Below are 26,222 nucleotides of genomic sequence, written 5' to 3' on the forward strand. Positions count from 1 at the left end.
ACTCCTCTCCTTATCCAAAATCTTTACTCTATCAAAAACGACACATCATCACTGATCGTCCAGATCACATAGTCAGCACCTAAGGAACGATACAGCATTTGCGGATGATAATGCTTCGTTATGACATAAATCGGAGCTGAACTAAAATGGCGAATAGCCACAATCAAGTCACAGCATTCTGAGGTCTTCCCTTCAAAAAGAAATATTTTGTCAAACTCCACATCGAGGGGAGCTTGCCATTCTTTTCCCTTAATATGAACAGCTATCTCCGTTTTTACTACTGAAGGGCAGCCATTATCCTCAAGCTGCTGATTGCAACTTAACACAGCATATGGAACTTCCTTCTCGTTCAACGACTTGATGAATAGCTCCCCGGCTTGGGTTGGCGCAAAGACTAGGGTATAAGCACGGGTATTCATGATGATTCCTTCTTTCCAAGCATCCGCCCCAGTATCTAGCCTAACAGTTTGAACATTAAGTCAGGATTAGAACCTCTCTAGTGGAATTAAGATTGTATTAAGATTAGGGCAGATCATATTATTTCCACGTCATTCATCTTAGCACCCGGAGAATTAGTATAGGATTAGGGTTTACCTTCTAGAATTAAGGTTGTCTAAAGATAAAAAAAAGAGCCCTTTCAGACTCTTCAGGGCTCTTTCATTCCAAATAAATTGGCTAGGATTCCTCAATGATTTGTAGCATACGATAGCCAACTCCGATATGGGTTTGAATGAGCTTGGGTTGGCCGGGTGGCTCAATTTTTTTACGTAAGGTGGCCATAAATACACGTAATGCCGGAATATCGTACAATTGGCTGCCCCAGATCTCATGCAGAATAAAATTGTGTGTAAGCACTTTGCCCGCATGCTTGGCCAGCAAGCAAAGAAGCTTGTATTCACTAGGCGTTAAATGAATTTCGTCTCCCTTCAACCAAACGCACCCAGCCGCATAATCTATTTTCAGATATCCGTTTATAAAGACAGATGAATCTCTGGTTAATTTTTCTTGATCATACTGAAGTCTTCTCAAGCTTACTCGTAACCTGGCTAACAATTCTTCAACGCTGAATGGCTTGGTCAAGAAATCATCGGCACCTGCATCAAGCGCCTCAATCTTGTCCCGATCCTCACTACGCGCGCTAACAACAATGATAGGTAGAGTGGACCACTCTCTCACTTTGCGAATGATTTCTACCCCATCTATATCCGGTAAACCTAAATCAAGAATGATCAAATCAGGCTGTCTTGACAGAACCTCCATCATGGCACTTTCACCTGAAGCGGCAGACTCATAGCGATACCCTTGGGTCTCCAAGGTCGTCGTAATTAACTTTCTTATAGGTTTATCGTCCTCAACCACCAGAACAAATGGCTTATTCATGAATGCTCACCTCTGAGACAGGTATTGTTAAGTAGAATATAGCTCCCTTAGGATCATTGTCTCTTATTCCGATTTCTCCCCCATGTGCTTGAATAATTGATCGGCATAACGACAGGCCCAATCCCAAACCACGTCTTCCATCTGTCTTATGGTTAAGTGTGTAGAACATCTCAAATATGCGAGATTTGTACTCATCTGCAATTCCCAGTCCCTGATCCGCTACTTCAATCAGAACCATATCTTTCTCTTGTCTTGCTGAGACCGTTATCACCGAATTGTTTGATGTATACTTGATAGCATTGTCAACCAGGTTAACCAACACCTGTACAATGAGACGTGAATCCATGTTAGCCATTAGCAGTTCGTTCTGAATGTTGGTGTCAATTCTGTGTTGGCCTTTCTTGCGCTTCACATGTTGAAGTGCTTCAGATATAACATCTTCTACTAATTCGGCTTGGAAATTGAGGCTAATCGTGCCATTCTCTATTCTGCTAATAGCCAGTACATTCTCAACCAAATGAATGAGCCAAACGGCATCATCGTAAATATCAGCATACAGCCCGTTCTTTTGGAATTCGTTTAACACAGAAGAATTATTAAGCAACATACCGGCGTTACCGGATATGCTGGTTAACGGGGTACGCAAATCATGAGAAATCCCCCGCAGTAAATTGGCTCTGAGTTGCTCTTGCTCGATTTGCATAGAGATTGTCTTCTGATGCTCACTAAGGAATTCTTTCTCCAGAGCAAGACCACACTCTCCCAGCATAGCTATCACCAGACTTTTCTCAAATTCATCCATGGGGGAGTGCTCCCCGATATCAATGGCAGCCACTGCATAAACTTCCTCTCCTCCACGAACCGCCAAATACAAGCACTGAACGTGGGAGAACGTATCGGTTGTAGCTCCGGCTCGTTTATTGTTTCTTAATACCCAATCGGCTACCAAGCGTTCTTTCTCTCCAGCAAGCCCTTCTAATTGTTCAATATTTAGCCCCGGCTTGGGGATTATAATCGGGCAATTCGTTTTTCCATGGCTTACCGGATAAAATACTACTGTTTTGTCCAACAGCTTGACCATCTGTCTCGCTGTTTCTTGCATAATAGCTTCTGAATTTCGAGCTTGCTGCAACTTCCTGCTCGTTTCAAGCAACAGCTCAGTACGATATGCCTTTTGAGCAGAATGGCGGGCCTGCTCCCGAACTCTCATTGTCAGTGTACTGGTCATAAATGAAGCAACCAGCATGACCAAAAAAGTTACAGGATAACTGGGATCATAGGCCTGAAACGAAAAACGTGGTTCTGTAAAAAAGAAATTAAACACCATAACACTAAGGATCGAGGTAATTCCGTTATATATTCTGCCCTTAGTGACCATGGCACTAATCAAGGCCCCCAAAATATATAAAGTGATGACATTAGCCTCGCGAAATCCTAGTTCGTAGAACCACACCCCTGCTAAAGTGCAAGCTGAGAAAATAGCAAATGTCTTGAATACGTCCTGCACTGAAAACATTGGCTCATGCTTGAACATTTGAAAGCTCTTCTTGATGGAAATTTGTACGTCAGGGATGATATATGTCTCTACATTTGGAACCAGAGTTGTCAATTTGTCCACAACTGTAGACTTGGTAAATCCCCCTCGGCGATTAGGAGAGCGGCCCAGTACGATTTTAGATACGTGGCTTGTTTTGGCATATTCCGAAATTTGCAGAGGAATATCTTCCCCATAAACCGTTGCTATTTGTGCTCCCAGTTGTTCTGCCAGTCGAATATTTTCCCTTAAAATGATCGCATCGGATTTCACTAACTCTTTATGTTGTATCGTCTCTACATATAGCGCCGTAAAGCGGGCATGAAACGCCTCCGCCATACGAGCTGCTGTGCGAATCACTTTTTTGTTGGATTCCGCCGAGGAGAGACATACCAAGATATGTTCCTTGATGTTCTCATCTTGACGCTTCGCTTGAACTAATAATTTTCCAGCAATGCGGTTTAACTGCTGAGAGACAATCCTCAAAGCAATTTCACGCAATGCCCCCAAATTCTTCTCTTGGAACAAGGACTCATAGGCCTTCTGTTGGCTCTCATCCTGAAAGATCAGGCCTCTTCGAAATCGTTCAATCAATGTTTTGGGTTCATAATCAATAAATTCAATAAAGTCTGCACGATCAAGCACATGATCAGGAATACGCTCCGGCTCGGAAAAGGCAATAAGCGGGGAGACGATATCTGCCAAGCTTTCTAACTGCTGTATATTTAGAGTGGTATAAACATCAATTCCCGCCCGAAGAAGCTCATCAATATCCTGATATCTTCTCTTATGCCGACTGCCCTCTCTATTGTAATGGGCCAGATTATCAAGGACAATAAGCTCAGGCCTTTGGCTCAGGGCAGCATCCAGATCAAACTCGTAAGGTAATTGTTCCATAGTGGCTAGTAAAGGCTCGATGTGTGGCAGATGTTGGTTTTGAACTTGACCAATGAGCACTTCTCTTCCGCTCTCAAGCTCTTTGCGCGCACTGGATAACATGGCATAGGTTTTCCCTACTCCCGGTGAAAAGCCTATAAATACCTTCAAGGCTCCCCTTTGGGTCATAAATGTCTGCCCCCGCTTCTCAAATGACAGCTCTTCCTGTCTTTATTATGCGAGTATATCATGGATAATATCAGGATCATGTTAACATTTATCTATCCGCATTAAGATTACATTAAGATGAAATAAAAAAGGGCTAAACACCGAAATTAGTGCTTGAAATGTGAGCAATGAGGCCCTACGGGTTCGTAGGGTTCTTCCGATCGCTATTGTTCCTGGATTTCCTCATTCAATAAATTCCTATAAGGTAGAAATCCACTCGCAAAGGCGAACACTTCGCTTCTCCAGAATCCCTACGACCCTCCGCTGCATAGATGTCTTTAGTCAAGCACTGATTCTTGGATTGAGCCTAAAAAAGCTTATTGGAATATTGTTATCCAATAAGCTTTTTCCCATTTTAGCCGATCAATACCTTCTCCTCTGGATATCGGAACTTGTCCTGACTGTATCTTTGTGATAACGCAAAAGCTAGCGTCAAGGGCCCGAGCCTTCCAATAAACATAGTCAGTATAATAACCAGTTTGCCAAAGGAAGAAAGATCTGGGGTTAGCCCTGTAGACAAACCAACCGTCCCGAAAGCCGAAGTTACTTCAAATAAAATATCCATAAAATTGCTGCCTGGCCCTTGCTCGCTCAGGGTGAGCAAAAAGGTCGATAATGCTACCACGCATACCGATATAATCATGACCGCTAAAGCTCGCATAATAATAGATTGAGGAATTCTTCGATTCATCATTTGAACATCCTGCTTTCCTCTTACGATACTAATTAATGTAAGAAGCAAAACGACAAAGGTTGTCGTCTTGATTCCTCCCCCTGTGGAACCCGAGGAGGCGCCGATAAACATCAGAAACACCATGAAAAATTGGGAGGCCGTCATCATGGATGCTATATCCACGGTATTAAACCCCGCCGTCCTTGTGACAACACCTTGAAAATAGCTTGCCCAAATTCTTTCAGGCCAAGTTAACAAACCAAACGTATTGGGGTTAAAGCACTCTATCAAAAAAATTACTACAAACCCGGCTATACATAAAATTGCCGTAGTAGAGAGTACCATTTTGGAGTGCAAGGATAAGCCACTCCAGTTTCGATTTTTCCACAAGTCAAGAATAACCGTAAAGCCGAGACCACCAAAAATGAACAGTAAGGTAACGACAATATTCATGACAGGATCTCCTACATATCGGCTTAAGTTGTCTGGCCACAAGGCGAAGCCTGCATTATTGAAGGCCGAAATTGAATGGAAAACGCCATAGTAAATTGCCCTAGAACCGCCCATCTCTCCCATCCACCGAAGGGTTAGGAGAACTGCCCCCAGGCCTTCAATAATAAGAGCTGCTGTAAAGATACCAAGCGATAGCTTGACAACGCCTTGAGTAGACAAGGCATTCGTCGATTGCTGAATAAGCAGACGATTCTTCAAACCTATTTTTTTTCCAAGCACAACTGCCACTAGCACACTATAAGTCATAAAACCAAGGCCACCAACTTGGATAAGGCACATAATAACGATTTGTCCAAAGATGGAATAGGCCGTACCTGTATCTACAACGACTAACCCGGTAACGCATACTGCAGAAGTAGAAGTAAAAAATGCATCTAGCCAGCCAACGCCCCTCCCCCCTGCAGAAGAAACGGGTAACCATAGCAAAATCGTCCCCAAGAGAATAGGAATAGCGAAGCTCAATAGTATAAGTCTTGAGGAAGTGAGGTGAATCAGTGGCGACGTCTTGAGTGCATGCAAATTACCCCTCCCCCCTTTCTCGAGCATGGTCAAACTGTTCATCTTACGTATTATTACCTGAGAATGAATTCAATATCAACCCCATTATTTTCTGATTCTAATATATTCCCTTGGCTGAAAGGGTAAATGAACACCAACATGGAAACCCTCCGCCTGGGCTTGAAAAATGGAATATTCCGTCAGATCTCTGAGTACCAGTTCAGTGATTCTTGCTTGAGATTGGAGATTCCATATATACGCCCCAATGATTTGAATGCAAAAAAACACAAGCAGACTCACTCCTATTTTTCTTCTATTTAGCAATGGGCTCATCTCCTTTACCAGATAGTCTTGCCTGTAAAGAAGCATTCATTCTCAACTGACCCAATAGGTAATTTTTTGCATTTTGTTTGACATTCATTTCATCTCGCGATATTATTAAAAACGTTGTTAAACGTTAAATAACTAAATCATTGAATTATCGGAGGAGCCTGCCAACAGCGGGCTCTTTTTGTGCTTTTTTTGGGAAATAATATTAAGAAGTCATATATTTTTGGGTCAAGGAGGAAAATAAGTGTCTCTGCTTCATGTTGCTATTTCGCTGCCATTTCTGGCAGCTGCATTGTTGACCTGTCTCCACAAACTGCGACAATCTTTCCATACTGGGTGGCTTGTGCTTCCCGTACCCTTTGTTTTATTTGTGTATTTCCTGTTGCAAATTCCGGAAGTTCAATCCGGCCACATTACACACAGCACCATGCCATGGATGCCCTCATTAGGCGTTGAATTTTCTGCGCTATTGGATGGATTAAGCTTGTTGTTCGCTCTGCTGATTAGCGGTATGGGCACCCTTGTCGTGGTGTATTCCATATTTTATCTGGATAAAACCAAGGAAGCCCTTTCTTCGTTTTACGCCTATTTATTGCTCTTCATGGGAGCAATGCTGGGCGTCGTATTATCCGATAACTTGATTGTGCTGTACAGCTTTTGGGAAATAACCACCATCTCCTCATTTTTACTGATTGCTTTTTGGTATAACCGGGAAACGTCAAGATATGGCGCGTTCAAATCACTGCTGATTACGGTTCTGGGCGGCCTGGCTATGCTAGCCGGATTTATTTTGTTATACCTTATGACAGGCACATTCAGTATCCGGGAAATAATAGGAAATCTAGATCCGGTTACAAATCATCCCTTATTTATTCCGGCTATGCTGCTTGTATTGTTGGGGGCATTTACAAAGTCGGCCCAATTCCCCTTCCATATTTGGCTACCTGATGCCATGGAAGCCCCTACCCCGGTCAGTGCCTATCTCCACTCCGCCACTATGGTCAAGGCTGGTCTTTACCTGGTTGCACGCATGAGCCCTGTGTTCGCCGGGAGTAAGATCTGGTTCTGGGTGGTTACCATAGTGGGGATTTGCACACTGCTTTACGGTTCATTTCGGGCGATGAAGCAACGAGATCTCAAGGCACTTCTGGCCTTCTCAACCATCAGTCAACTGGGATTAATTATGAGCTTGCTGGGAGTAGGTTCTGCTGCAGCCTTCTACAGTGGAACACAAGATGGACTGGTTTATACCACAGCAACGCTGGCAGCCCTATTCCATCTTATTAATCACGCTATATTCAAGGGTTCGTTATTTATGGTGGTTGGTATTGTCGACCATGAGACAGGTACTCGGGATCTCCGCAAGTTAGGCGGACTGATGTCGATGATGCCGATCACCTTCTCCATCGCCTTAGTCGGTTCCTTATCCATGGCAGGGTTACCACCGTTTAACGGCTTCTTAAGTAAAGAAATGTTTTATACCGCTTTGTTATCCATCGCAAGTATGGATGTGATGAACCTGCAAACTATGGGGGTTTTGATTCCGATAGTTGCCTGGATTGCCAGTGTGTTCACCTTTGGTTATAGCCTGATTTTTGTATTCAGAACGTTTACCGGACCTTCTCAATTTGAGAAGCTCGGTAAAACTCCACATGAAGCCCCTACGGGATTGCTGCTTTCGCCTGTTATTTTGGCGTCCTTGGCTGTCGTGTTTGGTTTATTTCCCAATCTGCTATCGTATTCAATACTGGAGCCTGCCATGGCCTCTATTCATCCGAGGTTGTTGACTGCGGGTGAACGATTCGAAGTGTCTATCTCCATGTGGCATGGCTGGACACCTGAATTGTTTATGACGCTAGGCGTGATCCTGGTGGGAACGATGGTCTATATCGCACACCAACGTTTCAAGCCGCTTCATCAGCCTTTGCTAGATAAAATCTCACTCAACTGGGCCTTTGACAACAGCCTTCAATTATTCCACAAAGGCTCACGCTCATTGACACAAAGCTATATGACCGGCTCTGTTCGACATTATTTGATTTATATATTTACCTTCTTCATTCTCTCACTTAGTTGGATGTTATACAGAACAGGCCCATTTGCGATTCCATTTGAATCCCTTGCGTCGGTGTCTGCTTACGAATTATTGATTAATTTGGCCTTAATCGTGGTGGTCGTCTCCATTCCTTTTGTTCAATCAAGAATGATGGCCATTATTTTAACAAGCGCCTCTGGGTATATTGTTACTTTATTTTTTGTTATTTTCAGAGCACCTGACCTGGCCTTAACCCAAATGATTGTCGAGACCGTTTCTGCCGCTCTCTTTCTCCTTTGCTTTTATCATTTGCCGAAGAAAAAGTTGGAATCAGCTAAACGCTCGTTCAAATGGATGAACCTGCTCATCTCCGTTGGGGTGGGCACTTTAATGACACTTATCTCACTTAAAGTTATGGGAAGTAAAATGTTCGAATCCATATCCGATTATTATTTGAAATTCAGCTATGAGCTTGCGGGTGGCAAAAATGTAGTCAATGTAATACTTGTCGATTTCCGGGGCTTTGATACGATGCTGGAAATTGTGGTGCTTGGCATTGCTTCTTTTGGTATTTATGCCATGATCCGGCTCAATCTGGAGAATAGCCAGGATGCACCGCCAGTGAGCTCTGTCCCATGGCAAGCACACAGCAACAATGTCATATTAAGAACGATTTCCAGTGTGGCTGTATTGGTCATCCTCACTTTCTCCTTCTATCTGTTCTTTGCCGGACATAATCAGCCTGGAGGAGGGTTTATCGGAGCGTTAATGACCTCAGCCGCCCTCATTCTGCTAACTATGGTCTCTGGACTTAATACCATTCAACAGGTAATTCCTCTGAACTTTAGAAAATTAACGGCCACAGGCTTGCTTGTTGCTGCTTTGACGGGAGTGGGTTCCTTCCTGTTCAAGCTGCCGTTTCTAAGTCATTCTTTCGGCTACTTCTACCTACCGATTCTGGGGAAAACGGAATTGGCTACAGCAGTGCTGTTTGATCTAGGGGTTTTCATGACGGTGATAGGCATTACAATGACAATCATTTTAGAGATAGGGAGGGATAAATAGGAATGGAATTATTCATGTCTTTAACGATTGGAATCCTGTTTGCCGTTGGCATCTACCTGATATTATCCCGGAACATGTTGCGTATTATCTTGGGAACCTCGCTGCTGACACATGGGGTTCACCTTCTACTCCTGACCATGGCCAGATTAAAGACAGGGGCAGCTCCTCTGCTAGAAGAACAAGCGACAGCTTATGTCGATCCCGTGCCTCAGGCGCTGATTCTGACTTCCATTGTTATCAGTTTTGGCGTAACTTCATTCTTTTTTGTTCTGGTCTATAAATCCTACCGCAGGCTTGGAACGGATGACATGGAGCAATTAAGGGGGGAAAAAGATGAATAATTTGCTTGTGCTTCCTTTGCTCCTTCCCTTATTGACTGGCATCGCCTTACTGTTCATTAACCAGAAGGTCAGGCTTCAACGTTGGGTCAGTATTGGCGGAATTACCCTGGGGGGCATCGCCTCAGCTCTGATTGCCATACAAGTACGAACGGACGGCATTCAAACGCTTTATATGGGTGGGTGGGCTCCTCCATACGGTATTATTTTTGTAGCCGACATGTTTGCGGCGTTATTGACGCTTACAACCTCCGTCGTCGCTTTCGCTTGTATTCTTTATTCCATGAAGAGCATCGGGGAAGAAAGGGAAAAACATTACTATTACCCTTTTGTTCAATTCTTATTGGTGGGCGTTAACGGCTCCTTCTTGACGGGAGATTTATTCAACCTCTTCGTATGCTTTGAAGTCATGCTAATCTCTTCTTACGCCTTGATTGTACTTGGAGGGACCAAGCTGCAACTTCGTGAAACGTTAAAATATATCCTGGTCAATATTCTATCCTCCACCTTGTTTGTTGCCGCTGTTGCCTATCTCTATGGTGTCACAGGCACCTTAAACATGGCAGATTTATCGATGAAAGTTGCTGAAGCAGGTCAAGGTACGGTGCTGAATGTAATTGCCTTGCTATTTTTAATTGTCTTTTCGCTAAAAGCAGGCGTTTTTCTCTTCTTCTGGTTGCCCGGCTCCTATAGTGCGCCACCCACAGCCATAAGTGCCTTATTCGCAGCTTTGCTAACCAAGGTGGGCGTATATGCCCTAATTCGAACATTTACGCTGATTTTTAATACAGAGTTTATTAACTTTCAGAGCTGGTTCGAATGGATGGCCATCGCTACCATGCTGCTAGGCGCATTTGGTGCCGTTGCCTACACCGATATTCGGCGAATTATGAATTACAACATCATCATCAGTGTCGGATTACTCACGATGGGCCTTGCCGTGTTATCCAGGGATGCCTTGGATGGCGTTGCTTTTTATCTGCTTCACGATATGCTTGCCAAAGTCTTGCTATTCATTCTGGGTGGACTCATTATCAAGGTTTCAGGGACAACAAACTTGAAGGAAATGGGTGGGTTGATCAAGTCATACCCCTTACTAGGCGGCCTCTTTCTGATGACAGGCTTGGTGGTGGCGGGAATACCGCCATTCAGTGGCTTTCCCGGGAAATTATTATTAATTCGTGGGGGGCTTGAAGCCGGTCACTATGCCTTATCCGCAATCGGCCTGATCTCAAGTTTGATTGTTTTGTATTCCTTACTCCGAATATTCTCGTATGCCTTCTGGGGGGAGAAGAGCGACAAGATGAAGCAACCTTCTGTAATAACAGCTTCATCATACCTTCCAGCTATGATATTAAGTGTATTAGTCATCGGCGTAGGCCTTTTTGCCGAGTATGTATACGGATGGGTATCACTAGCAGGAGAAGGACTTGCCAACCCTGCCATGTATGTTGATGCCATATTAAGGAGTCGATAAAATGTTCCTTCAAATTCTGTTGAATTTGATCATTGCTGTAGCCTGGACCTTTCTATATGGAACCTGGTCAAATGTACAATTTGTTATTGGTTATTTGATCGGGTTGATCATCCTTTGGGGGCTTCGACGCTGGAATTCCGGTTTTTACATGGTCAAGGTCTGGAAGGTCATAAAGCTCCTGCTCATATTTACCAAAGAGCTCTTTATATCGAGCTTCGAAGTGATCAGGCATGTACTTCGTCCACAAATGACCATGCGTCCAGGGATTATCGAGCTGAACACGCAGCTCAAATCAGATTGGGAGATCACTTTGCTCTCTTGCCTGATCTGTCTGACCCCAGGAACACTTACGTTAGACGTTTCCCGGGATAATCGAACCTTGTACATTCATGCTATGGATATTCAGGATGCCGAGGAGCTATCCAGACATCTCAAGGATACTTTCGAGAAAGCTATTATGGAGGTAACCAGAACATGATTCATTATTTTCTTATAACTGCACTCACCCTTCTGGCCATATCCGTCCTGGGATGTATATATCGGCTATTGAAGGGACCCTCCGTACCTGATCGCGTCTTCGCACTGGATACAATAGGTACCTTGCTGCTGTCCATGATCGCTGTGCTTTGCGCCTTGCTACGAACCACCGTGTACCTGGATATCGTCCTTGTCATGGGTATTTTAACCTTTATAGGAACCACTGCATTCGCTCATTACGTAGAAAGGGGGCAGGTATTTGATGATGGAGATAATCAGCCAGATCGGTGAGATACTGCTTGGACTTGTCATTGTAGCAGGTTCACTCATTGGCTTGCTTAGCGTATTCGGCCTGATTCGGTTGCCGGATCTATATTTGAGAGCACATGCGGCAACCAAAAGTGCCACTTTAGGTGTTCTGTTTATTTTGTCCGGCGTATTCTTCTACTTCACTTTATATTTGGAGCACACTAGCCTCAAATTACTGCTTGGCATCGCTTTTGTATTTTTAACCTCGCCCGTAGCAGGACATTTAAGCGGAAGAGCGGCCTATCGTTCGGGAGTCCCTCTATGGAAGAACAGCGTGAGGGACGATTTGAAGAAAAGTCTGGAGCAACAAACTGAAAAGGATTTTTAAATTCCTAAAATTCATATGCGGGTTACCCTCAGAAAGGTTGATAAATAGTTGAATGATATTGAAACTTTGCTAAGGTATTTAATTCTAGGAATAGTGCAAGGTTTTACTGAACCGATTCCCGTCTCCTCAAGTGGTCACCTTATTGTAGTCCAGCAATGGTTGGGAATGACGCATAGGGGTTTATCTTTTGAAGCTTTATTAAATGCAGCCTCTCTCATCGCAATTCTTCTAATATATCGCAAAATGCTTATCAGAGTAGCCATTAACGCTATGGGTTTCTTACGTACTCGTCAAGATGAGTATCGATCTGATTTTATGTTTGTTGTGTATGTGATCATTGGAACAATTCCCGCAGGTATAATTGGTATATTGTTCAAAGACTATATCGAAGCCGTATTTTCTTCGACAAAAATGATCGGTATCAGCCTTTTATTTACAGCAATAGCACTCTGGTTGATTCGAAACTTGCGTGGGGTTAAACGTGATGGGGATTTAACATTCAAGGATTCTCTAATTGTTGGATTAGCACAGGCCGTTGCTCTTATTCCAGGCATCAGCCGGTCTGGAGCAACCGTTATTGCCTCCATAGCGATGGGCATGCAACAAGAAACGGCCTTGCGTTTTTCCTTCATGCTCTATATACCCATTAGCCTTGCCGGTCTGACCTTAAGCATCTCTGACATTGCGAATGACTCAGAGTTCTCCACCCTCTGGTTGCCTTACGCCATCTCTTTTATTGCATCATTGGTCTTTACATATATGTCAATGAAGTGGTTTATGGATATTATGAAGAAGGGCAACCTGAAGTTTTTTGCTTATTATTGTTTTCTTATGGGTATTATTCTTTTATTTGTATTATAGATAGAATTAGAGCAAGGCCTGCCTGTGTACAATTAGCAGAGCAGCCTGGTACGCCCGTGTGGCGATTACCAAGCTGCTACCAGTCCATCGGTACGACTATCACTGCCGCCGACCAGAACTCCAGTGCCCGGATCGCGCCAAATGATCTGGCCACGTCCGAAGCTATACGCATCGGCAGCCGCCTGGATATCATGGCCCCGCCGGGCCAATGCCTGAGCAATATGCGCCGGGAAGCCCGGCTCTACCAGCACGGTTCGGCCCCCTTGCCATTGCCAGCGCGGTGCATCCAGCGCCGCCTGGGGATGCAGTTGGAAGTCAAGCGTATTCATCAGCACCTGAACATGACCTTGAGGCTGCATCAGCCCGCCCATCACTCCGAACGACCCCACCGCTTTCCCATCTCTCGTAAGAAAGCCTGGAATAATAGTATGATAGCTTCTCTTGCCTGGTTCCAGACGATTGATACTGAGCGGGTCAAGGGAAAAGCCATAACCCCGATTCTGCAAGGCAATGCCGGTATTTTCAACGACCAGACCGGAACCAAAGCCGGTGTAATTGCTCTGAATGAATGAGACCATGTTGCCTTCATCATCAGCGGTAGCTAAATACACTGTACCCCCTCCCGGCGGCTTCCCCGCTTCCGGCAGTGCCGCCGTATCCCCGATCAGAGCGCGGCGGGCATCGGTATACACCGGATCCAGCAGATCAGCCGGCTTGATCTTCATGCCGCGAGCATCGCTGATATAATGCTGCCCATCGGCAAAGGCCAGCTTAATGGCCTCGATCTGGCGGTGAATCGTCTCCACGTCCTCCCGCTCATGCCGTTCCCAGCCCCTGAGAATGCCCAGGGCCAGCAATGCCACCAGGCCCTGACCATTGGGCGGAATCTCCCATACCTCATATCCCCGATAATTCGTCGAGATCGGGTCCACCCATTCGGGCGCAAACGCCGCCAAATCCCCGGCGTCCAGGAACCCGCCATGCTCGGCGATGCACGCCTCAATCCGTTCTGCCAGCGCTCCGCGGTAGAACGCCTCGGCGTCCGTCTCGCCGATGAGGCGCAGCGTCGCCGCGTGCGTAGGCGAGCGCCAGATCTCTCCGGCGCGCGGGGCCCGGCCCGCTGGCGCAAACGTGCGCAACCATTCGGCGAAGGTTGCGCCATCAGGCTGGGCGGCGTAATGCTCCGCCGCCCGCTGCCACATCCGCGCGGCCGTCGGCGACAGCGGGTAGCCGCGCTCGGCGTAATCGGTCGCGGGGCGCAGCGCCTCCGCCAGCGGCAAACGGCCGAAGCGGCGCGACAGCTCCGCCCAGGCCGCCGGGGCGCCGGGCACGGTCACCGGCACCGCGCCGTACTGAGGCATGCGGTCATGGCCCAGCGCCCGCACCGCCTCCAGCGAAATAGCAGCGGGCGACGGGCCGCTGCTATTCAAGCCGTGCAGCTTGCCCTCGCTCCACACCAACGCGAAGGCATCGCCGCCGATGCCGTTGGAGCAAGGCTCCAGCACGGTTAAGGCCGCGGCCGTAGCAATGGCCGCGTCTATTGCATTACCGCCACGCTTCAACACATCCAGCCCGGCTTGAGCGGCTAGCGGCTGGGACGTAGCGACCATCCCCCGCGCGCCATAGACCGGAACGCGATGGGACGGGTAGGGATGATAAAGCGGATCAAATGCCATAAAGCACCTCTCTCCTTAGAATAAATTCATACTTAGATAGCGTTCTCCCGTATCCGGCGCAATACATAATACCCGCCGCCCCGGTCCGAGACGACGGGCCTCCTGCAATGCAGCCCAGACAGAGGCTCCGCCGGAGGGACCGATCAGAATGCCTTCCTGTGCGGCCAACTGCCGAATGGTCTCCAGGGCAGCTTCATCGGCGACCTGGACGATCTCATCATAGACTTCCGTGTTGAGAATCGCCGGGATGAATCCCGGGCTCGTCCCCACCAGCTTATGCGGTCCCGGTTCACCGCCGGACAATACCGGTGAGCCTTGTGGCTCCACTACAATGACGCGAACCTCGGGCAGTTGCGCTTTGAGCGCTTCGCCAGTTCCCGTAATCGTGCCCCCTGTACCGGAGGTCGCCACGAAAGCATCTAACCGGCCTTCCATTTGCTCCAGGATTTCCAGCGCCGTTGTGGTACGGTGAATATCCGGGTTAGCCGGATTCTCGAACTGCTGGGGAATGAAGCTGCCGGGGATTTCCCGGCTCAACTCCAGCGCTTTCTCTATGCTGCCTGGCATCCGCTCCGCTGCCGGGGTCAACACCACCTCAGCTCCGTACGCCTTGATCAGGTTGATCCGCTCCTGCGTCGCGTTGTCGGGCATGACCATGATGGCCCGATACCCCTTGGCAGCAGCATTCATCGCCAGCCCAATGCCTGTATTACCGCTCGTCGGCTCGATAATCGTAGCGCCCGGCTGCAAGCGACCTTGCCGCTCCGCCTCCACGATCAGATTATATGCGGCCCGATCCTTGACACTGCCGCTAGGGTTAAAGTATTCCAGCTTGATGTAGACCTCGGCATCGTCCGGTCCGGTCAAGCGCTGAATGCGCACCGCCGGGGTATCGCCGATTAATTCGGTAATACTTTGGACGACCTTGACTCGTGATCCTTGGTTTCCAGTCTCTAGATCTCGCTTCTCCTCTGTAAGCTTGCTCATGATAGCACCTTTCCTTCGGTATAGCGGTTGGCCGGATAAGGAATACCCAAATTCCCCCGCAATGTATCAGCTTCATACTCCTTACGGAACAAGCCACGCTCCTGCAAAATCGGAACGACCCGTTCCACAAAACGGCGCTGATTGTAGTGGGTACCTTTAAGAATAAATCCGTCAACCGCTTCCCCGGTAAAATACTTCTCGAACTTGTCGGCAATATACTCCGCCGTACCTACGAAATCCCCCTTCGGATTAGCTGCTTCCAGCGCTAACTGGCGCAAGGTCAGGTTCCGTTCCTTCGCAATACGCAAGTAATATTCAGCCGTCGACTTGAAGCTGTCTTTCCCGACATCCCCCAGATCAGGTAACGGCTCATCCAGCGGGAACTGCGAGAAATCGAAGAAGCTGAAGTAACGGCTCAAATATTTCACGGCAAAATCAATGTCGATATAATCCAGAGACTTCTTGTATAACGCATCCGCCTCCTCCTGCGTGTCGCCGACGATAGGCTCAATAGCCGGGAAAATCAGCAACTCCGAAGGGGAGCGACCATAAGAGGCGGCACGACGCTTCCAGTCTTTATAATGGTTCTGTGCTTCCTCAAGATCTCCCGTACTCGTCCATGTGGAGAATACAGCATCGGCATGCTTGGCCGCCAATTCCTTACCCGTCTCGGAAGCCCCGGCTTGGAAGACGATGGGCCGTCCCTGCGGGGAACGTTCCATATTCAGCGGACCCTGGACGGAGAAGAATTCTCCCCGGTGATTCAGCGTATGCATCTTGTTCAAATCGACGTATATATCGCGCTCCCGGTCACGGACAAAGGCATCGTCCTCCCAGGAATCCCACAGCCCCTTGACCACCTCAATATATTCGTGGGCAATTCGATAGCGCAGCGCATGATCATGAATCTTGTCATGACCATGATTGCGGGCCACCCCCTCCAGTGCGGAGGTGACGGCATTCCATCCCGCCCGGCCACGGCTAATTACATCCAGCGATGCTAATTGTCGCGCCGTAGTGAACGGCTCGCTATAAGAAGTAGTGAATGTTCCTACCAGACCGAGATGCGTGGTCACGGACGAAATGGCGGCGAGCGCCGTCATTGGCTCCAATCGGCTCAAGAAGGGCCACGTCGAATCTTCGCTAATAAATGCCGAGTCAGCAATAAATCCGAAATCAAATTTGCCCGCTTCACCAATGCGCGCCGATTCGATATAAGCAGCAATATTGGCGGCGCCATCGGCCCGGACGTCCGGGTCCTTCCAGTGTCCGCCTCCTCCTTGAAGAAAAATACCTAATTTCAACTGACGCTCTGCCATGCTCAATCTCCTCCTTTTTCTGACTATATAATACAAATTGATGCTTAAGGATGCAGCTTTCTTGTTATAGGGAAAACCTCCCGTTAAATTGCTCATATCCGCCAAAATTGGGGCTTTATATGGAATTCCTCATGCTAATTATTATGAAATGGTCGATTCTGGGGAAAAGCCCAAAATTAACATGAAGATTTCCTGCTATTTGTGATATTTGGTGAAATGCGGGCGAATTAGCAGGAGGATTTCCCGTTAAAGCGCGTTAGAGGTATATTGGTTTTTGTTTTGATCCTTCTTTGATTCAACTTATAGTAAGCAGCAAATCGCTGCCCCTTGTGTTTTATATAAACTCTGTCCTGTCTTAGCAGCAGTTAACCCAGCAGATCCGGCTGCTCCTTAATGATGCTTTGGTACATCGGCTGGAAGCTCAGCCAGCCCGATGCAGGTGTGGTGCGGGCAGCGATACCGCGCGCCACCTCGGCGTCCAGCGGCTGCGGGGTACCTGAGGCTTCTGCGAGAATCTGTACCTGGCAGTTTTTCTCCAGGGAAACAAACCAGTAAGCCATTTCATCGACGCTGTGACCCACCGTGACAATGCCATGATTCTTGAGAATCAATCCCCGGTTATCCGTACCGAGCGCCTTGACCAGGTTCTCCCCTTCACCGCCCGCATGGCTGTCGTAAATATCATGCTTCTCGAAGAAAACAGCCGATTCGTTCGTAATCGGGTCCAGTAGCCTTCCGTAAGTAGACCAGATGCGACCATATACCGAATGGGTGTGCCCCGCCGCTACGATATCCGGGCGAAGCTTGAGCAACTTCGGATGCAGCAGCATCGCCCCCGGATGCACGAAGCCCTCCCCGTAAGCAATGTCCCCGTCATAATTCAGCAGAAGCAAGTCGCTGGCCTTAATCAAGGCGAAGCTTACGCCAAACGGGTTCACCCAGAAATGATCTGTCAGAATGGGGTCGCGGGCGACCAGATGGCCCATCACCCCTTCATCAAAGCCTAGCTTCGAGAAGATACGGAAGGCGGCAGCCAGCCGTTCCTTGCGATGCTGACGCTCTTCCTCCAGTGTGGCAAAGATAGGTGGTTGCGGGCGTGGATGTTGTTTGGGTTGAGTCGTCATAGTTCAATTCCTCCTTGGTTGGCGAATCATATTATTAGCGAGCAATCCAGGCTTCTACATCAAAATCTCCAGCAGCTACGCCTTCCTTCACCAGAAAATCCTTGGATACGGTGATCAGGCGAATTCCTTCATCCGTAATGGCAGTCTCGGAAATATCCTCAATCGGATACAGCTCGGGAACCACATCGACCGGAGCCCCCGTCAGTTCTGCCAACCAGGCATAATATTCATCGGGCTTGGCCTTCAAGTCTGCAATGGCTTTCTCTCTGGCTTCATTCCAGATTCGCGGGAACTCAGGGAATTTCTCCAGGTAGCTCTCTGTTACCACATTCGCTGAAGCAAAAGCCAGATTCGGATCACTGGCGCTATCATGAATGGCCGTAAAGCCTTCTTGCAAAATTTGATGCACTACCAGCAAATATGGCACCGTCGCAACCGCGTCGACCTCGCCTCGCTTCAAGGCAGCGAGCGAATCTCCCGTGGAGTTAATGTTAATGACTTCCGCGTTGACTCCGGCCTCACTGAGGATGGTTAACAAATAACGATGCATCGCTGAGCCTTTGACCACAGCCGCCTTCTTGCCCTCCAGGTCCTGCAGCGACTTGGCCCCATTCTCAGGGGCAACAAGAATGCTGCGCCCGTTCACTGTACGAAGCGTGATCAGCCTGGTCTTGGCCCCGGCTGCTTTCGCATTGATCGCCGGGGCATCTCCCGACAAGCCCACATCCAGGCGCCCGCTTATTAGCGATTCATTTAAATCGGGTCCGGTCAGAAACCCGGTAATGTTAACCTCTTCAATACCATGCTCCTTGAGATGCTCTTGAATGATGCCTGTATGGAATCCCCAGCCTTCTGCATCGGCTGGCAGCTTGGTAGCTCCGCCCACGTAACCAAAGTTCAAGACGGTAGGTGTATCGCCGCCGCTCGCTCCCTCTTTGTTCTCCTCGCCTCCCGGAGAAGCGGCACCCGCGCCGCAACCCTGCAACAACAGGGCAAGTGCAGCAACTAGTGCCAAATGGAACCCGAATTTCTTTATTTTCATGATCGTTCCTCCTTATTGGTTCTGATTCTTGTTGTTCATCCTAATCCTCTCACCTGTCAACTAACCCTTGAAGCTGTCCTGCCAGGTTAACAGGCGACGCTCCAACCAGCGCACGAAGGAGTCCACCAGCTTGCCAACGAGCGCAAAGATCAGAATGCCGGCAAAGATAATGTCTGTACGATTATTGGATTGACCAAAGGTAATTAAATAACCGATGCCTTCCTGGGAACCGATAATTTCAGCTACGACCAGGCCCAGCCATGAGCTGGCTAGCGATAAACGCAGGCCCAGCAGCAGATTGGGAACCGAGGCTGGAAGAATCAATCGCGTTACTTGCCGAATGCGGCTGAATTCCAACACTCTGGAGACCTCCACCAGCTTCGGGTCGACCTGACGGATTCCGGCATAAGCGTTCATATAAAGCGGAAAAAAAGCAATGTTGGCAATAATCACGATTTTCGATATTTCCCCAAAGCCGAACCAGAGAATAAAGAGCGGGGCGAGCGCCAGATTAGGCGTCAGCCGCAGTAGTTGCAAGGACGGATCAACATACTCTTCCGTCCGCTTGGAGAATCCGACCAGAAGGCCCAACACCAGACCAAGTCCGCCACCAATCAGGAAGCCAATCGCTGCCCGCCACAGGCTGATGCCCAAATGCCCAAAGATTTGACCTGTAAATACAAGCTCGGCCAGGGTACGCGCAATGACCAGCGGCGATGGCATGAACAAATCATCGATGATCTGTCGGTCGGACAACACTTGCCAGATAGCAAGGATGGCGATTGGCAACGCTGCACCCAGGGCGATCTCCCCCAAGGACAGCTTCCGCTTCCAACCCGGCCTGCTTCCATGCAAATCCTTGCTGCGTCTTGGCCATTTCATTGAATTTGCCAGCCTGCTCATTCCGGTTCCTCCTCTCTATGGGATCGATGAAAATAATCGCTCCCTTGCTACCGTTGTTCATTTATTAGCTTGACCTGGCTTAGTCCTTCCAGCGAAGGAAGTAACGTTCTATGCGCCGAATCAGCCAATCGCTCAACACGCCGATGAGGGTGAAGGTGAATATACCCACGAAGACAACCGGTGTTTTGCTCATCGCCCGGGCATCCATCATCAGATAGCCGATACCTGAGGAAGCACCCATCATTTCCGCGACCACCAGGCTAAGCCAAGCTATCGCCACCGACATCCGAATACCAAGGAAGAGATTAGGCAGCGAAGCCGGAAGCATGAGTTGAATGACCTGACGGAGCCTGCTGAATTCCAGCACCCGGGTTACCTCGAACAGCTTGTTGTCCACCCCCCGCAAACCGAGGAAGACATTAATATAGAGCGGGAAGAATGCCCCCTTGGCAATGAGCAGCACCTTCGAGGTCTCACCTATACCGAACCAGAGTACGAACAAGGAGGTCACCGCCAGATGGGGGACCATGCGCAGCATTTGCACCGCCGGGTCCATCGTTCGTTCTACCCAGCGGAACAACCCTACAACAATCCCGAGCAGCAAGCCTGCGCCGCCGCCTAGCAAGAACCCGAGTAGCGCACGTTGCAAGCTGATCTCCAGATTGCTCCACCACGCCCCCGACTGTACGAGGGAGATAAAGGTCTCGGCAATGCGGGAGGGAGCCGGGAATAGCAAATAAGAGATATATTCGTGAGCACTCAGATATTCCCACACCGTCAGAAGCAACACAGGAAGGACCAGACCCCTGAGCGTTCTGAGGTATCCGCCATGCCGGCCCATCCCTGTCTTTAACCGCTTCTGCCTGCTTGCTTTTGCCACATTGTACTTCGCGGTTGCCGCCTCTTGAAACCGCATATTCGACTATCACCCCTCTTTTATCTATTACTCCTACAAGGATACTAGGAATTATTTTCGTTTATTTAAACATATAAATCTGTATAATGTAAACTATAATTTTTTTATATTTGCATAAATGAAATTTATACTATTAAAATGTGAGGCGATGGCCTGTGCGGATTGAACAACTGCAATATGTCGTGGAGATCGCTCAAACGGGGTCTATTTCACTGGCGGCGGAGAAGCTCCATTCCTCTCAGCCGAATATCAGCTATGCTTTGAATACGCTGGAGGAAGAGCTGGGCGTGCAGATATTCCATCGCAAACGTGGAGGAACCGAACCCACGGAGATCGGGAAGACGCTTATTGCCCAAGCCCAGGACATTCTGGAGAGATTGGATAAGCTGAAGCTGACCGCGAGGAACCAATCGACGCTCATTTATGAGCAGATTCGAATCGGGGCAGTACCCGGGGTCTGCAACAGCTTCCTGCCGAAGCTGTTGTCTCGATATAAGGACAAGTATCCGAATGTGAATCTGGAGCTGGTCGAGGCCAATTCCAACGAGATTGAGGAAGATGTGATTCAAGGGAAGTTGAATCTGGGATTGGTAGGATTACTGGGAGAGCATGAGTTTAAGCATTTGGAGGCGGAGCAATTTCTGTCTTGCCAACTGGTGGCTTGCGTGGGACCGGAATCTCCCTTGGCGGGCAACAGCCAGCTTTCGCTTGCCGACATCGTTCAGTACCCGCTGGTGAACATTTCCGATAATATTAAAATGGAATTGATGAAGCATGGTACGCCCAAGGAAATCTTCCATTCGACGCGAACGGAAGCTACCAAGCATATCATCTCGGAGAGTATGGCTACCAGCTTCTACCTTGATATTTCCTTGGTCAAAGACCCTTACGTGATGATGGGGCGAATATTACCGATTCCCATCAAGGAGAAGGTCGAGGTCAAATTGTATTGGATTCGCTCCAAGCAGAGCACATCCATAGCAACAGAAGCCTTCATTCAGGAACTCATGCTGAACATGCGTTACCTGTATAAATAAAGGCCTCTTGGCATCATTCACAATTCAGTCTAAATACCAGCGCCGGCCTCGCCCGGTCTGAATTCATCGATTTGCTCGAACTCGCGAAGCACGGCGTAACGGAATTCCTGGAACGCTGTGCTTGCTTTTTTGCGTGGGAACGGTAAATCCACCTTGATAACCTTCTGTATTTCTCCAGGACGAGGCTTAAGAATGACGATTCGGTCAGCAAGAAATACAGCCTCATCGATATCATGAGTAACGAAGATCATCGTCGTCTTGTTCGCTTGCCAGATGTCCAGCAGGACATCCTGCATATGAGCCCGCGTGAAGGCATCCAGCGCTCCAAACGGCTCATCCAGCAGCAAGATACGCGGATTGCGTAACAGCGCCCGGGCAATCGCTACCCGCTGGGCCATCCCTCCGGACAACTCCTTCGGGAACGACTTCTCGAACCCCTGAAGGCGAACCAGTTCAATAAGTTCCCCTACCTTGCGCCGCACCTCGGCGTTGCCTAGGGAGAGATCGGAGGCAATATTCTTCTCCACCGTTAACCAGGGAAACAACCGGGGCTCTTGAAATATAAACCCCTTGTCGATGCCCGGCGCCTTGATTGGTTCCCCGGCTAATTGGACTTGACCGTCATACTTCGTATCCAAGCCTGCAATAATACGCAATAGGGTACTCTTGCCGCAACCGCTTGGACCAATCACCGTAATGAATTCGCCTTCTTCCACCTTCAGATTTAGATTATGCAGCGCATGAACTACGCCTTGATTGCTAACGAATTTCTTCTCCAGACCGGAAATGTCAAGCCATGTCTCACTCAATGGATTCCCTCCCCTTCTTGTTCTTAGATTAAAATTATTCCTATTTGTTTAATAGGAATAATACCCAAACCCCTTGGACCTGTCAACAACCTACAGGGCTCCCTAACCAAATATAGCACCCGCCGGGAATCTCCCGGTGGATGCTATACATTGGACTTGCTTATCATTATTTCATTTTAACGGGCCGTGTATTCAGCGTATGCCTTCAATATTTCATCGAGCTGGAGTCGCGAGGTATCTGGCACCAAATAGTTCGCTGCTTGCAGAAATGCCGGTGCCCCAACCCCTACCGAGAACATCTTCGCCTGATTGATCGCTTCAATCCCCGCCTCTGAATCCTCTACGCCGATGCAAGCGGCGTAAGGAACGCCCAAGACATCGGCGGCATTCAAGAAAGTCTCTGGATGCGGCTTGCCAAAGGCAATGCGTCCAGGGTCCACAATATACTCGAATACCTTGGTAAGTCCCAGCTTCTCCAAGACAAAGGTTGCGTTCCGACTGGCTGATCCCAAGGCGATCCGCAGCTTCCTTGCCTGGATCTCCTCAAGCAACTCCGTGATACCAGGAAGGATATCGCTAGGGCGAATCGCTTCAATTAATTCACGATAATGGTTATTTTTCCGAGTTGCCCACTGCTCCTTCTCTGCATCAGACAGACTTATCGGACGGGGGCTGGCGGCCAAAATCCGTTCTAAAGATTCAAGTCGGCTCACTCCCTTAAGCTGTTCATTCAGTTCCCTGTCCACCGAGATGCCCAGCTCTTCCCCGACTTGCTTCCAGGCCAGATAATGAAACTCGGCGGTATCCGTAATGACTCCGTCCAAGTCGAAGATAAAGGCTTGTGGCTGCATGTTGGTTACCTCCCTCTTCCTTGCTCAAGCCATTTTTGGCTTAGCTCCACCCAGCTTCCCAGACTCAAGGCACTTACTTGCTCCTCCGGCTTGACGGTGGCATCACCCAGTGACATCCCATGAGGTCCCTTCTCAAACAGATGCAATTCACAGGGCACTTGATATTCATGCAGCTTGCTGGCAAGTCCAAGCAGATCGGTTGGCAGAATCACCGTATCCTCATAGGTTCCCCAGATAAAGGTGCGCGGGGTGTCCCCGCTTACGAGGGGGAGAAGATTAAGTGATTGCTCTTCTTCCTCCGTAAGATTCTCCTTGCCCATCAGGATTTCACGAATATTCGGACCACGGAAATCCGGCATTAGCCCCTTGTCCATTAGCTCAATGAGGAAGGCCGGCGTCTCTGTCGAACGCGGCTCCAAGGTGACCGCGGGATAACCCAGAACCAATTGATTGGGCTTGATTTGTTCCGAAGTCAGCCCGATCTCATCCGTAATGATTGCATTGCGATAGTGAACCCCCAGGCTCAGGGCCAAATTGCCCCCGGCCGAAAAGCCAGCCACGGTAATATCATTCGTATCGACCCGCCATTCATCAGCTCGTGCCCGGATGATAGACATCGCTTGAGCCAACTCGCGTAGGGCGGTTGGGAACGGATTGTCGATTTTCACGGAATAGGTCAGAACAAAAGCATGATAGCCCATTCTGGCGAAGGCCAGTGCCACCGGCTCGCCTTCATTTTGCGAGATAAAGGCATAACCTCCCCCGGGGCAGATTAGAATAGCTGGACGAACCAAGCCTTTCCGGTCATACTCCCCGTCCTCTTGCACATAAGTCGTCAAGGTTGCCGAAGAATGTTCGAACAGTTTTATCGTTTCATGAATCACATGAGTTCCTTCTTTCTATAATCGGGTATCCCATTTTCCGCAGAATGGGTCTACAGGACTCTTGCCCTTAAATGCCGATTGCCCCGTCAGCTTGCGAACCAGCAGAGGCAAGGTGTAGTCATTAACCCCATACGTATTGATGAATGTCTTAACCCGCGGTACATCCAGTAGGTGGTAAGGATTTTCTATCGAAATAAAGATCGTCGGGATGGATTGCATATAAATCGGCACGTTCACTCCCATCGGATTGATCCATTCGATACGCACGGCCGTTTGATTCGATTTGGTCGCCAGATTGCACAGGTAGAGGATCAAATCGTAACGATCCTGCATATCCTGGGACGAGCCTTGAAGTCCTTCGTAAACGCCGCTGGGCTCGAAGCGTGTAACTTCAAAACCCTCCGCCTCCAATAGTGGAATGAAGGAAGCGGCCAGTCCACTCGATTTGTTGTAGCCCAGGGCATTCGCTTCACTCTCGATATCATAGAGCAGGACCCGCTTGAAGCGTTGACTAGTAATAGGCAATACGCCCTGCTCCTCCTTCACGAGTGTGATGGAGCGGTCAGCCACCTGCTCCGCGATACTTAGATGGCGCTCATGTCTTAATGTGTTCTCCGCCTTTTCCGGAGAGGGGATATTGCTAGACTTATGCAGAGCTAGCGAGGCCTTCAATCCGAGAATCCGCAGGACCGCTTCATCCAGTCTTTTAGCTGACAGCAGGCCATTCTCCAATCCCTGCTTCATGAAAGCCACGTCCTCGTCCAGATTCTTGGTGAACAGGAACATGTCGCATCCGTTCTCAATTGAACGTGGAACCAATTCATGCCTTGGCATCGGAATATTCATACCGGCCATCGTGGTGGCATCGGTCAAGATTAAGCCATTAAAGCCGAGTTGTTCCCGAAGTAACCCGAAGAGTAGCTCTTTGGCCAGCGAAGCCGGCAATATTTCTTCGTCCTTCAGCGACGGATCAAGCTTCTTGGAGTATTCAGGCAACGCGATATGCCCGATCATAACCGTCTTCGCTCCCTCATCGATTAAATGACGGTAGATACTTCCAAAGCTGCGGTCCCATTCATCTGTGGTCAATGTATTGACGGAGGTGACGAGATGCTGGTCCCGTTCGTCTACACCATCCCCGGGAAAATGCTTGATCGAGGTCGCCATACCCTGTTCCTGCGCTCCCTGTACATAGGCAGCGCCCATGGCTTTTACCCGCTCCGGATCACTCCCGAAGGTTCGGGTATTGGTAATCGGATTGCGGAAGTTATAATCCACGTCAACCACAGGGGCAAACGCATAATTGGCGCCAACGCTCTTGCCCTCCAGGGCACAAATCTTGCCCAACTCATAAGCCATCTCGGGATCGTCGGTAGCGGCAATCGTCATATTGGAGCCAATCTTTGTCCCATCCTTGGTAATGCCCTGGCCCCCGGCTTCCAAATTGGCAGCAATCAGCAGCGGAATTCTGGCGGCAGATTGCAAGGTAGAGACGGTGGCCATCACACTCTCCTTGTCCATCGATCGGCACATCAGTCCTCCTATGCCCAAGTCTCCTGCCAGCCTTGTCAGGAAGGGCTCATCCTGCTTGTACCCTACCATGAAGAACAACTGCCCGATCTTCTCATCGGTTGTCAGTCCCTCAAAGGTAGAAGCCACCCATTGCAAATCCTCTTCCTCTAAATTGAACGGCTTTTGCCGTAGCAAATTGATGTCCATCCGCTTATCTCTCTCCTCTCCAGATGCTCGCTT

General features: G+C 48.7%; 23 protein-coding genes. 8 read left to right on the top strand and 15 right to left on the bottom strand.

Annotated features, from left to right (window positions below):
* Positions 1-23: 23 nt before the first annotated feature.
* The 4 genes from AC1VOR_RS16460 to AC1VOR_RS16475 all read right to left on the bottom strand — a co-directional run bounded on the left by AC1VOR_RS16460 (position 24) and on the right by AC1VOR_RS16475 (position 5,765).
* Positions 24-419 carry a hypothetical protein gene (locus AC1VOR_RS16460; RefSeq protein WP_482619320.1) on the bottom strand — a complete coding sequence of 132 codons (396 nt, stop codon included), beginning with the start codon at positions 417-419 and terminating at the stop codon, positions 24-26.
* Positions 420-675: 256 nt separating this feature from the next.
* Positions 676-1,380, bottom strand: coding sequence for a response regulator (locus AC1VOR_RS16465; protein ID WP_482619321.1), 705 nt, complete (start codon positions 1,378-1,380; stop codon positions 676-678).
* Positions 1,373-3,979, bottom strand: coding sequence for an ATP-binding protein (locus tag AC1VOR_RS16470; RefSeq protein WP_482619323.1), 2,607 nt, complete (start codon positions 3,977-3,979; stop codon positions 1,373-1,375). The genes AC1VOR_RS16465 and AC1VOR_RS16470 overlap by 8 nt, the downstream gene beginning before the upstream one ends.
* A gap of 394 nt (positions 3,980-4,373) precedes the next feature.
* Positions 4,374-5,765 carry a TrkH family potassium uptake protein gene (locus tag AC1VOR_RS16475; RefSeq protein WP_482619325.1) on the bottom strand — a complete coding sequence of 464 codons (1,392 nt, stop codon included), beginning with the start codon at positions 5,763-5,765 and terminating at the stop codon, positions 4,374-4,376.
* 511 nt (positions 5,766-6,276) lie between these two features.
* On the opposite strand from AC1VOR_RS16475, the gene AC1VOR_RS16480 reads away from it, so the two are divergent.
* Genes AC1VOR_RS16480 through AC1VOR_RS16510 form a run of 7 tightly spaced genes read left to right on the top strand, consistent with a single transcriptional unit; the run spans position 6,277 to position 12,922 of the window.
* Positions 6,277-9,132, top strand: a complete 2,856-nt coding sequence (locus tag AC1VOR_RS16480) for a Na+/H+ antiporter subunit A (protein WP_482619326.1) — start codon at positions 6,277-6,279, stop codon at positions 9,130-9,132.
* 2 nt (positions 9,133-9,134) lie between these two features.
* Positions 9,135-9,473 carry a Na(+)/H(+) antiporter subunit C gene (locus AC1VOR_RS16485; protein WP_482619328.1) on the top strand — a complete coding sequence of 113 codons (339 nt, stop codon included), beginning with the start codon at positions 9,135-9,137 and terminating at the stop codon, positions 9,471-9,473.
* Positions 9,466-10,947 (top strand): Na+/H+ antiporter subunit D, encoded by a 1,482-nt coding sequence (locus tag AC1VOR_RS16490; RefSeq protein ID WP_482619330.1) that lies wholly within the window; start codon positions 9,466-9,468, stop codon positions 10,945-10,947. The genes AC1VOR_RS16485 and AC1VOR_RS16490 overlap by 8 nt, the downstream gene beginning before the upstream one ends.
* 1 nt (position 10,948) lies before the next feature.
* Positions 10,949-11,425 (top strand): Na+/H+ antiporter subunit E, encoded by a 477-nt coding sequence (locus AC1VOR_RS16495; protein ID WP_482619332.1) that lies wholly within the window; start codon positions 10,949-10,951, stop codon positions 11,423-11,425.
* Entirely contained in the window at positions 11,422-11,715 is a 294-nt protein-coding gene (locus AC1VOR_RS16500; RefSeq protein ID WP_482619334.1) for a Na(+)/H(+) antiporter subunit F1, read from the top strand. The genes AC1VOR_RS16495 and AC1VOR_RS16500 overlap by 4 nt, the downstream gene beginning before the upstream one ends.
* Complete coding sequence (gene mnhG, locus AC1VOR_RS16505) at positions 11,687-12,061, top strand: monovalent cation/H(+) antiporter subunit G (RefSeq protein ID WP_482619336.1); 375 nt, start codon at positions 11,687-11,689, stop codon at positions 12,059-12,061. The genes AC1VOR_RS16500 and mnhG overlap by 29 nt, the downstream gene beginning before the upstream one ends.
* A gap of 48 nt (positions 12,062-12,109) precedes the next feature.
* On the top strand, positions 12,110-12,922 hold the full coding sequence (locus AC1VOR_RS16510) for an undecaprenyl-diphosphate phosphatase (RefSeq protein ID WP_482619340.1): 813 nt from the start codon (positions 12,110-12,112) through the stop codon (positions 12,920-12,922).
* Positions 12,923-12,987: 65 nt separating this feature from the next.
* Here the strand turns inward: AC1VOR_RS16510 and AC1VOR_RS16515 are convergent, their stop codons facing one another.
* From AC1VOR_RS16515 to AC1VOR_RS16545, 7 genes are all read right to left on the bottom strand, one after another.
* A complete protein-coding gene (locus AC1VOR_RS16515) occupies positions 12,988-14,598 on the bottom strand; it encodes a gamma-glutamyltransferase family protein (RefSeq protein ID WP_482619343.1) in 1,611 nt (536 codons plus the stop codon).
* 15 nt (positions 14,599-14,613) lie between these two features.
* Complete coding sequence (gene cysK, locus AC1VOR_RS16520) at positions 14,614-15,585, bottom strand: cysteine synthase A (protein WP_482619344.1); 972 nt, start codon at positions 15,583-15,585, stop codon at positions 14,614-14,616.
* The gene (locus tag AC1VOR_RS16525; protein ID WP_482619345.1) at positions 15,582-16,904 is read right to left on the bottom strand and encodes an LLM class flavin-dependent oxidoreductase; all 1,323 of its coding nucleotides are present in this window, start codon (positions 16,902-16,904) and stop codon (positions 15,582-15,584) included. The genes cysK and AC1VOR_RS16525 overlap by 4 nt, the downstream gene beginning before the upstream one ends.
* 365 nt (positions 16,905-17,269) lie before the next feature.
* Positions 17,270-18,028 carry a class II aldolase/adducin family protein gene (locus AC1VOR_RS16530; protein ID WP_482619346.1) on the bottom strand — a complete coding sequence of 253 codons (759 nt, stop codon included), beginning with the start codon at positions 18,026-18,028 and terminating at the stop codon, positions 17,270-17,272.
* A 34-nt stretch (positions 18,029-18,062) separates the two neighbouring features.
* Positions 18,063-19,070 (bottom strand): ABC transporter substrate-binding protein, encoded by a 1,008-nt coding sequence (locus AC1VOR_RS16535; protein ID WP_482619348.1) that lies wholly within the window; start codon positions 19,068-19,070, stop codon positions 18,063-18,065.
* A gap of 60 nt (positions 19,071-19,130) precedes the next feature.
* Positions 19,131-19,973 carry an ABC transporter permease gene (locus tag AC1VOR_RS16540; protein WP_482619350.1) on the bottom strand — a complete coding sequence of 281 codons (843 nt, stop codon included), beginning with the start codon at positions 19,971-19,973 and terminating at the stop codon, positions 19,131-19,133.
* Positions 19,974-20,052: 79 nt separating this feature from the next.
* Positions 20,053-20,889: an ABC transporter permease gene (locus AC1VOR_RS16545; RefSeq protein ID WP_482619351.1), complete on the bottom strand. Its 837-nt coding sequence runs from the start codon at positions 20,887-20,889 to the stop codon at positions 20,053-20,055.
* A 155-nt stretch (positions 20,890-21,044) separates the two neighbouring features.
* Here AC1VOR_RS16545 and AC1VOR_RS16550 point away from each other — a divergent pair, with 155 nt between their 5' ends.
* Positions 21,045-21,926 (top strand): LysR family transcriptional regulator, encoded by an 882-nt coding sequence (locus AC1VOR_RS16550; RefSeq protein WP_482619353.1) that lies wholly within the window; start codon positions 21,045-21,047, stop codon positions 21,924-21,926.
* A gap of 29 nt (positions 21,927-21,955) precedes the next feature.
* Here AC1VOR_RS16550 and AC1VOR_RS16555 read toward each other — a convergent pair whose 3' ends face one another.
* The 4 genes from AC1VOR_RS16555 to AC1VOR_RS16570 form a co-directional block, all read right to left on the bottom strand.
* A complete protein-coding gene (locus AC1VOR_RS16555; protein WP_482619355.1) occupies positions 21,956-22,735 on the bottom strand; it encodes an ABC transporter ATP-binding protein in 780 nt (259 codons plus the stop codon).
* Between the two features lie 176 nt (positions 22,736-22,911).
* Positions 22,912-23,586 carry a beta-phosphoglucomutase gene (gene pgmB / locus AC1VOR_RS16560; protein ID WP_482619357.1) on the bottom strand — a complete coding sequence of 225 codons (675 nt, stop codon included), beginning with the start codon at positions 23,584-23,586 and terminating at the stop codon, positions 22,912-22,914.
* A gap of 5 nt (positions 23,587-23,591) precedes the next feature.
* Positions 23,592-24,470 (bottom strand): alpha/beta hydrolase, encoded by an 879-nt coding sequence (locus tag AC1VOR_RS16565; protein ID WP_482619359.1) that lies wholly within the window; start codon positions 24,468-24,470, stop codon positions 23,592-23,594.
* 15 nt (positions 24,471-24,485) lie between these two features.
* Positions 24,486-26,189 (bottom strand): glycoside hydrolase family 3 protein, encoded by a 1,704-nt coding sequence (locus AC1VOR_RS16570; RefSeq protein ID WP_482619361.1) that lies wholly within the window; start codon positions 26,187-26,189, stop codon positions 24,486-24,488.
* Between the last annotated feature and the right edge of the window lie 33 nt (positions 26,190-26,222).

Source organism: Paenibacillus sp. 1SOY10, from assembly GCF_056836745.1.